The 8,869-nt window shown below is 32.7% G+C and carries 8 protein-coding genes; 2 read left to right on the forward strand and 6 right to left on the reverse strand.

What is annotated here, in order from left to right; all coding sequences use genetic code 11:
* Positions 1-53 precede the first annotated feature (53 nt).
* On the forward strand, positions 54-2,837 hold the full coding sequence (gene polA, locus N4A35_12335; GenBank protein ID MCT4582191.1) for a DNA polymerase I: 2,784 nt from the start codon (positions 54-56) through the stop codon (positions 2,835-2,837).
* Between the two features lie 639 nt (positions 2,838-3,476).
* On the forward strand, positions 3,477-4,202 hold the full coding sequence (locus N4A35_12340) for a hypothetical protein (GenBank protein ID MCT4582192.1): 726 nt from the start codon (positions 3,477-3,479) through the stop codon (positions 4,200-4,202).
* 130 nt (positions 4,203-4,332) lie between these two features.
* Here the strand turns inward: N4A35_12340 and N4A35_12345 are convergent, their stop codons facing one another.
* From N4A35_12345 to N4A35_12370, 6 genes are all read right to left on the reverse strand, one after another.
* Positions 4,333-4,743, reverse strand: coding sequence for a hypothetical protein (locus N4A35_12345; protein ID MCT4582193.1), 411 nt, complete (start codon positions 4,741-4,743; stop codon positions 4,333-4,335).
* A gap of 299 nt (positions 4,744-5,042) precedes the next feature.
* A complete protein-coding gene (locus N4A35_12350; protein MCT4582194.1) occupies positions 5,043-5,525 on the reverse strand; it encodes a hypothetical protein in 483 nt (160 codons plus the stop codon).
* 7 nt (positions 5,526-5,532) lie between these two features.
* The gene (locus tag N4A35_12355; GenBank protein MCT4582195.1) at positions 5,533-6,174 is read right to left on the reverse strand and encodes a LysM peptidoglycan-binding domain-containing protein; all 642 of its coding nucleotides are present in this window, start codon (positions 6,172-6,174) and stop codon (positions 5,533-5,535) included.
* Positions 6,175-6,186: 12 nt separating this feature from the next.
* Entirely contained in the window at positions 6,187-6,621 is a 435-nt protein-coding gene (locus N4A35_12360; protein ID MCT4582196.1) for a hypothetical protein, read from the reverse strand.
* Between the two features lie 384 nt (positions 6,622-7,005).
* Positions 7,006-7,518 (reverse strand): hypothetical protein, encoded by a 513-nt coding sequence (locus tag N4A35_12365; GenBank protein MCT4582197.1) that lies wholly within the window; start codon positions 7,516-7,518, stop codon positions 7,006-7,008.
* 1 nt (position 7,519) lies between these two features.
* On the reverse strand, positions 7,520-8,869 hold a 1,350-nt coding region (locus N4A35_12370; GenBank protein ID MCT4582198.1), incomplete at its 5' end, for a hypothetical protein.

The following is an 8,869-nucleotide window of genomic DNA, read 5'->3' on the forward strand; positions in this document are numbered from 1 at the left end:
CTTACATTGCTTTATTGTACTTATATTTGTTTTTCTAAACGAAACCAAAAACTATGGCCGAAAAAAAGCTTTTTTTACTGGATGCTTTTGCATTGATTTATAGAGCGCATTTTGCATTTGCACGTAACCCAAGAATCAACTCTAAAGGTTTAAACACCTCTGCTATTTTAGGGTTTACCAATGCAATGCTAGATATTATTAACAATCAAAAGCCTACACATATTGCCGTAGTTTTTGATGCTCCAGGTGGTTCAGTTAGAAACGACTATTTTCCTGAATACAAAGCACATCGTGACGAAATGCCTGAGGACATTCGATTAGCTATTCCTTATATTTTAGAAGTTATTGAGGGGTTTAACATCCCTACTCTAAAAGCTGTAGGATTTGAAGCTGATGACGTTATTGGAACATTAGCTAAAAAAGCTGAAAAAGAAGGGTTTCAAACTTATATGATGACACCTGATAAAGATTTTGCTCAATTGGTTTCGGAAAACATCTTTATGTATCGACCTGGGAGAATGGGAAAACCTGCTGAAGTATGGGGAATTCCTGAAGTACAGGAAAAATTTGAAGTTGAATCTCCCCTACAAGTCATTGATATTTTAGGTCTTTGGGGAGATGCCGCCGACAACATCCCTGGGATACCTGGTATTGGGGAAAAAACTTCTAAAAAGCTAGTTGCCCAATATGGTAGCGTCGAAGGATTAATTGAGCATGTTGATGAGTTAAAAGGGAAGCAGAAAGAGAATGTGATCAATTTTGCTGAACAAGGATTACTCTCCAAAAAACTTGCAACCATTCTACTGGATGCCCCTGTTGAATTTGATGAAAAAGCATTGGTATTGGAAGCGCCCAACAAAGAGGCTTTAATTTCTTTATTTGGCCAGTTGGAATTTAGAACAATGGCTAAACGTGTTTTTGGTGAAGAAATTGCGATTACTCAACCTTCTGAGGGACAAATGGATTTATTTGCAACAACTGCTGCAACTAGCGAAGCTACAGACAATCAAGAGCCTGTTGTTGAGCCAACTGTTAAGACCATAGAAAACACAAAACATGATTACCAACTTATTGAATCAATTGCTGATACTAAAACGTTAATCAGTAAACTTCAAGCCCAAAAGTTTGTTTGCTTTGATACGGAAACTTCAAGTTTAAACCCTCTTAGCACACAGCTATTAGGAATTGCTTTTTCTTATCAAGCTGGCACTGGTTTTTACCTTTCAATGCTCAATGATATTGAGGAAAAACTTGAATTATTACGCCCATTTTTTATCAATAAAGGTATTATTAAAATTGCACATAATTTTAAGTTTGATGCTGCCGTGTTGCACCAAAACAACATTGAGATCAAAGGAATCAACTTTGATACTATGGTGGCTCATTATCTTTTAGAACCTGATATGAAACACAGTATGGATTATCTTGCTGAAGTTTACCTTAACTATAAACCTGTTTCGATAGAAACGTTGATTGGAAAAAAAGGGAAAAACCAAAAAAGCATGGCTGACTTAACTCCTGAAGAGATTTATGAGTATGCTTGTGAAGATGCTGATATTACCTTTCAATTGTATGAGGTTTTAAAACAAAAAATTGGCACACCTTATTTAATGGACTTATTCTATAATATGGAAATGCCATTGAACACTGTCTTAATGAAAATGGAAGCGGAGGGTATCCGTCTAGATACCGCTGCGTTGAATTCTTTTTCTACAGAGTTAGGAGAAGATTTAATCAATTTAGAAAAAGAGATTATCGAATTGGCTGGCACCGATTTTAATGTGGACTCTCCTAAACAACTGGGTGCCATTTTATTTGACGTTTTAGCCATTGACAGCAAGGCTAAGAAAACAAAAACTGGTCAGTATAAAACTGACGAGCAAACCTTAACTAAGTTAATTGGTAAACATGAGATTATTCCTTTGATTTTGGAATACCGTAAGATTAAAAAGTTAAAATCGACTTATGTGGATACCCTGCCTGAATTAGTTGATGCGAATTCCAATAGAATTCATACCACCTACATGCAAACGGTGGCAGCTACTGGACGTTTAAGCTCTAATAACCCTAACTTACAGAACATTCCTATTCGTTCGGAAAAAGGGAAAGAGATTCGTAAAGCTTTTATTGCTAAAGGAGAAAACTATACTTTACTAGCTGCCGATTACTCTCAAATTGAATTGAGAATTATTGCTGCTTTGAGTGGTGACGAACACATGATTGAGGCTTTTAAAAATGGAGAAGATATCCACCGCGCTACTGCTGCTAAGGTCTTTCATGTAGAAGCTCAAGAAGTTACTCCTGATATGAGAAGTAAAGCTAAGATGGTCAATTTTGGAATCATCTATGGAATTTCTGCTTTTGGATTATCGCAACGTTTAAATATTTCGCGTAAGGAAGCTAAAGAGATTATTGACAGCTATTTTGAGCAATATCCTAAGATTAAAGCTTTTATGGACAATTCTATTGCTTTTGCTCGTGATCATGGTTATGTAGAAACAATCAGACAACGTCGTAGGTATTTAAAAGACATTAACTCTTCTAATGGGGTAATGCGTGGTTTTGCTGAACGAAATGCAATTAACGCTCCTATTCAAGGTTCTGCTGCTGACATTATTAAGCTGGCTATGATTAAAGTGGATGAAGCACTTTCTAAACAGAATTTACAAACCAAAATGCTTTTACAAGTACATGATGAATTGATCTTCGATTTATACAAACCAGAAGAAGAGGTGGTAAAACAATTGGTAAAAGACTGTATGGAAAATGCTTTAAAATTTGAAGTTCCTCTAACTGTAGAAATGGGAATTGCTGACAATTGGCTGGAAGCGCATTGATAGCAAACATAGTGAGTTTTAGTATTGTTCAAAAACAACTATTTTACAAGTCATAATGCAAGGAGTTTATCTAACACCAAAGAACTATGGATATAGCTCTATAGTCATTTTTATACTATACCTTATACTGAACTATTCTAATAGTTTTATAGGGCTCAAAAATACTGTAATTGCTTTAGTACTAGTTAAGCTATTGGTGCTTATTTCTGGAATATCCATTGGGTATATAGGAATAAGAAAAAGTACGCGAAAGAAAGTCTCTCTCCTTGGGCTCACCCTTAATGCTTTGGCGCTAATTTCCTACTCTTTGGGGTTAGTTATCGGGTTAACGAATGGATAAAGTACTTCTCCGTTCTAACAACACATTATAAACTTTAAGAAATCTTGGTAACCAGTTCATACTGGAGAGATGCACGATAGCGACATAAGCCACAAAGAACGGGAAGCTTAAGGATGATGATTGGGAAATGAAATTTCTATAAATTAAAGACAGGAATGTAGACACTTCACTCAACAATATAAAGCGGTAATTTCTATGTACCGAAAATTCCTAAATTCTACATACCGTACCCTAACTTATTTTTAACGCTCGACAGATTAAATGACATCACATGCTTTTTTTTGCTAAGTTTAGTAGATATGAAATTGCACTATTTATTCTTTTATATACTTATTATTTGTTATGGATGCAACTCTCCTCAAATTAACAGATCTATAGACACTGACAACGTATTAGATTACAAAGATGTTTTATTTAAGATACAGGATAGCCTACCTTTAATTGATTTAAAATTTAGTCAATCATCGAGAGAAGTTAAACATCAATTAGAAAAAAAAATTAATCAACGTATTTGTTTATCAGATTTCTATTTTAGAATAACCGACAATAACCAACTAATTCATAAGCTATGCGTTACAGGATATTGTCCTGAAAACTATATCCCTTGCACCTACCCCAAAGCTATCATTGAAATAGTAATAAATAGAAAAGGGATGTATTTATTTGAACGAGAAACTCTAGAAGATATCGAAAAATTAGACAGTTTAATTTTCTTTGAATTTTTTCAAAAGTATAACCAACCATTAAGAACTACTTTCGTTCAAGTAGACTGGTCTTTCAATAAAGCTGTAGAAACCCTGCCTAAGGGAGCTTTTTATAAAGCATTAAACAAAATAGAAAATGGCTACCTACTTGTTTATGACAGTTTATCGAGAAAGTCTTTCAACAAACAATTACATAACTTAAATATAAATGAATTAGATTCACTTCAATCTATTTTACCTTTTAAGATTAATGTTGGCGGTATTTACTATAGTATTCCTCCACCTCCTCCCCAAAAAGCAACCAAACTTAAAACTAGCTAGAACTGTGTATAATACGAATGTGCAACAGCTACTAGCATTAGCATGCATTTTTATTACACCCTACCTCTTTTTTGTGTTATACGAAAGGCAATATATGCATCAAGGAAGCTGAACCTTATGGGGCTCAATATTAAACTGGTCTTAAATTAAAAAAAATAATTAATAAGAAAATAATACCTACCCCAAAAAAGATCATCAATGGTATCCATGCAAATTTTGAATGATATTGTAGATCTCCAATATGATGTTTCCAAAATACTGAGGTTAGAATTATCCCCCCTAGTAAATTCAAGACCAATACAATTATTAGTTTAATTATTGAAGGGAGACCAAAAGATCTTTGATTAATTATGTATGTATAAACTAAAACTGTAACAACTGTTCCCAATATATTTTTTCCTACTCCTAATCTATATAAGTTAATTGAATATAGAATCATCCCCATAATTGGAGAAAAGAATGCCCCAATTAATATAGATGATTTTGAATAGATGTTTCTTTTTTCTTCAACATCAAAATTGTCTAACATCTCATCTTTCATTATTTCTCTTTTATCTCGTCAAAATGAATAGCTATATCTATACTTATCATTGTTAGTTTGCTAATTATGTTGTAATATATCAAAAGGGTAGTAGTGATTGTTTTTTTGGCATTACTGCCAATCGGAAAATAATCAACCCCAAAAAACAAATAGAGCTGCGAATAAACGTAGCCTGTAAGTGCTAAAAGCCTGAAATGGCAAAGGGAATACCTTGTAACCAAGGAGAGGGGTTCGGAGGAAGTCGAAGAAACAGAAAGGAAAGGTTACGAAAATACCTTATAAAAAATTCCAATCTATTTTTATGACTGGTCTCTGTATCTATTTTCATTTTCATCAAAATTTTGATAAACAGTTAATACAGGACCATAACTTTCGTCATCATTGTAATAATCAACTATAATTTTTTTATTAGGATACTTCATACAAAAGTAATTTGACCAAGCCATTTGCAAGAAACGACCTACTTTCTCAAAAACAGAATCATCAACTTCTTCTGTACAATGGGCAAAAACATCATAAATGTGCATTCTATTAATTTGTTTCTCAACTTCCGCATTATTTAGATTAGAGGACAATGTTTTATATACTTTTTCATCATAATTATCTGAGAAAAAAACGCATTCATTAACCTTTATTACAGAGGGAAAAATTAAGCTAGATATAATTAAAATTTCTTCAGGATAAATATTGTGACTTATATAATCTGAAAGTGATATTAAATCTGATTTTTCCCAATTATTTTTCCATTTATTAAAACGTTCTATTTTTTCGTAATCAATCATAAATTATCTATTGAAATGGTAACTCTTCAGGTCTAGCAGGAGGAGCTACTGCACCTGCTGTCATTCCTGTAAAAAACCAACCAAAGTTAAAAGCAAAATCCAACATATTTTCTGTTCGTATATCATTGACCATTTTCTGTTGAGATTCTTCTGAAAGTTGGAATCTAAAATCTTCATTAAGCACATCATCTGAAATATCTCCAATAGTAACACCCTCAGGATTAGACGTATGAATATATGAGCCAATGTATTTATGTAATTGATTTTTAGGTTTACCGGTATTCCATCTTATCAAGTCGTCACTAGAGACATTATCGAGTTTAGCAGCTATACTCCAATAAGTATCACCTCTCTTTAATTGATGAACAGAAGGTCTATTCGAATATTCAACACTAGACAATACAGATTCTTCCAACCCTTCTAACTCTACAGCATCTATTAACCTATTACTACTAAATTGATACGGTGTCAGTTCTAGATATTCGGGCTCCAACAGATCAGTAGCAAAAAATCTGTTTAATCTTACATCAGCCATTCTATATTTATAGTTCACACTATTCCCTTTAATCTCGTCATCACCCTCCTGTCCTTGGAATCCATACCTGTAATTCGCACCATTTCCCCGTCCACTCCTATTAGTTTGTAACATATTGAACGAGCCTTAGTCAGGAAAAAAACTATAATGTAACTCAAAAAAACCTAACTCATTTCTAGATAAAAAATCATGATCTGTATGATTATCAAAAACAGTTCTCACATTTTTTTCTGTAAAATACATTTCTTTGTAATTAGAGTCAATATACCTATAAAACTTCCATGGAGATGTTTTTATTCTATTATTTATTAATGGTGCAAAGTCATACCTGATTTCTCTTCCATCTTCAAAAATATAGTCACATCCACTTCCATGAAATGAAAAGTTCACTCTTTTGTTTTTATAGATAAAGCTCCCCTTAGATCCTAATTCTCTAGAAAATTTAAAAGGATCTTCTATAAAGTTTTTTTTATCATAATTATATTTTAAAATTAAATATGAATTAAGTTTTTTTATCATAATGGCATAATCGATAAAAAGCGATTCTATTTTTTTATTCATAATAAATTATTTTATTGTCCTATTAAAGTATCAAATGAACCATCAATAACATCTTCCATCTTTGACTTGTACATTTCTTTAGCTTTATCTTCTGATCAGTTATAACTGCTCTCACATTTACCAACCTACATTACTTTACAAAAGTCTTTTCCTAAAACAGGAGAAAACTAGAGAACAACGGCTATCCCCAATTCAATATTTCAAATTCAATACAAACCACGTTTGGCTTGTATTTTTAAAAAGAACTTATTTACAGTATTTTAACTTTTTGAACTTGCTGTTTTAGGCTGATGTTACACTACCAGATACAGCCTCGTTGAATAAACGAGGACGAGGCAGGTGTTAGTTTAGGTTATCAAAAGTATTGTAACGGGAATGCAAACATTAGATAACTCCAATAGCTATATAAATAACACCTGGAAATTTAGAGTAAAGAAAGCTACAATGACTCCTTAGAGCTTTGGGTATTCCTATTTCTGTCACAGGCATTTTCATTACTATGACTTTTGTGGCACTTATTGGGTGTTTTTTAAATTTTGAATAGCATTTTTTATTAAATGTTTTATAATTTAAAACATCGACATACTGTTCAAACTCTTTTTTAGAAAGCGGTTTAATAGTTTTATAATCTATTAATGTGCTTAAACTTGCTAAATTTTCATGACTATCTGAAAATAATATAAACTGATGTTTATGACATTTTTTAAAATTAAATTTTTTATCAACAATAAAGTCAGACCAAAAATAACCTGAGTCATCGCCAACCTTTATAAATTCTGGTCCTTTAAGATAAATGAAATTTGATAATAAAATTGTATCCTTTTCCACCTGACTAAAACAATGAAATAAACTAAATGAAAAAATTAAAAGAATAAATGTTTTTGTTACAATTTTCATATTATGGTGTTATATTTATCGTTGCTCTTACCTGTTCATCATTTATAATCGTTTTTGCATTAAGTACTGATATCTTCAGTCTAGTTTGATATCTACTTTGCAAACCTTTTTGCTCATATTCATAACTTCCAGTGTCATGTACATTCTTTTTAGCCATTGTATGTCCTGCTCCATGTATAGCCACTCCTGTCCTATTAAGATAAAATAAACTTTCTCCACTTTTAAGTTTTCTACTGAATCCCCCTGTCCAATCAGAATAATCATCCGCCGTGCCTGGTGAATAGTAAAGAGGATTTAAATATATTATATTTATTATCCCAGTTGGAGAAACATCGCCTGTACTTGGATTATTAATCATTTCCCTGTAAGCAATTCTATTAGCTGGAGCCTTACCATTTAAAGTTGGGACAGCAATTGCTCCAATTCCATTTTTCAAAGAAAATTGGTCTCCGCTATAAGATGACTTTAACTTCATGTAATCATCCATTGTAAATCCATCTTCTATAACTAAATCCACTGAAAAATTAACAGTAAGGATATAGTATTCACCTTTAAACTTACCTTTTTTAGCTTGTTTACTCTCTTTATAAGAAAGAAAATCAGCTTCTTGATTTGCAGACGGTAAGTTTTTACTATAAAGAGTTATACTGTTATTTTTCCAAAACGACTCATAATCTTGTTCACTTATTTGAGAGGGATCTACTGCATTATCCCCTGCAGTTATTAAATAATCAGTTCTTGAAATATTGATTGTAGCTGTCCCGGGATTTGACTCTGTGGGTTTTCCTGTTACATCAACTTTTGCCTTTTCCAACCCTTCTAACTCAACAAACGCAACAACTTCATTTTCAGAAAAAGCATAAGGACTATTATGTGGATATTTCGGTGCCAATGGATCAACCGCAAAGAACCTTCCCAATCTTGGGTCATGCATTCTGAATCTATAATTTACACTATTTCCTTTCCCTTTAACTTCGTTATCCTCTTCCTGTCCTTGGAATCCATATCTATAGTTATTATCAGTAGATTGTCCACTACGTTGTAACATACCAAATGGAAAATAATCAGAGAAACTTACAACATTTGCTGTATAATAGTCTCCTAGATTAATCTCATTATTTCCATCAACATCTTCTAGTAACTTCTGGTCGGTGATCACTGCTCTCACATTTCCTAAGTGGTCTTTAAGCTCATAAGATTTACTTCCTACTACTCTATAGTAAGTGGCGTCGTTATCGGCTCCTAATTTATAAACTTGGGGTGGTAATGTTCCACTTAGGCGTGCTTCTGTTGTTGAGGATGAGAAAATGTTACTGGTCGTTGTTACTCCATTTTGTGTACTGTAGTGGTG

The sequence above is a fragment of the Flavobacteriales bacterium genome, from assembly GCA_025210295.1.
In the GTDB taxonomy this organism is placed as follows: domain Bacteria; phylum Bacteroidota; class Bacteroidia; order Flavobacteriales_D; family Parvicellaceae; genus S010-51.

Coding starts and splice junctions, on each gene's coding strand:
- N4A35_12340 (MCT4582192.1), top strand. CDS start 3,477: ATGAAATTGCACTATTTATTCTTTTATATACTTATTATTTGTTATGGA.
- N4A35_12355 (MCT4582195.1), bottom strand. CDS start 6,174: ATGTTACAAACTAATAGGAGTGGACGGGGAAATGGTGCGAATTACAGG.
- N4A35_12345 (MCT4582193.1), bottom strand. CDS start 4,743: ATGAAAGATGAGATGTTAGACAATTTTGATGTTGAAGAAAAAAGAAAC.
- N4A35_12350 (MCT4582194.1), bottom strand. CDS start 5,525: ATGATTGATTACGAAAAAATAGAACGTTTTAATAAATGGAAAAATAAT.
- polA (MCT4582191.1), top strand. CDS start 54: ATGGCCGAAAAAAAGCTTTTTTTACTGGATGCTTTTGCATTGATTTAT.
- N4A35_12365 (MCT4582197.1), bottom strand. CDS start 7,518: ATGAAAATTGTAACAAAAACATTTATTCTTTTAATTTTTTCATTTAGT.
- N4A35_12360 (MCT4582196.1), bottom strand. CDS start 6,621: ATGAATAAAAAAATAGAATCGCTTTTTATCGATTATGCCATTATGATA.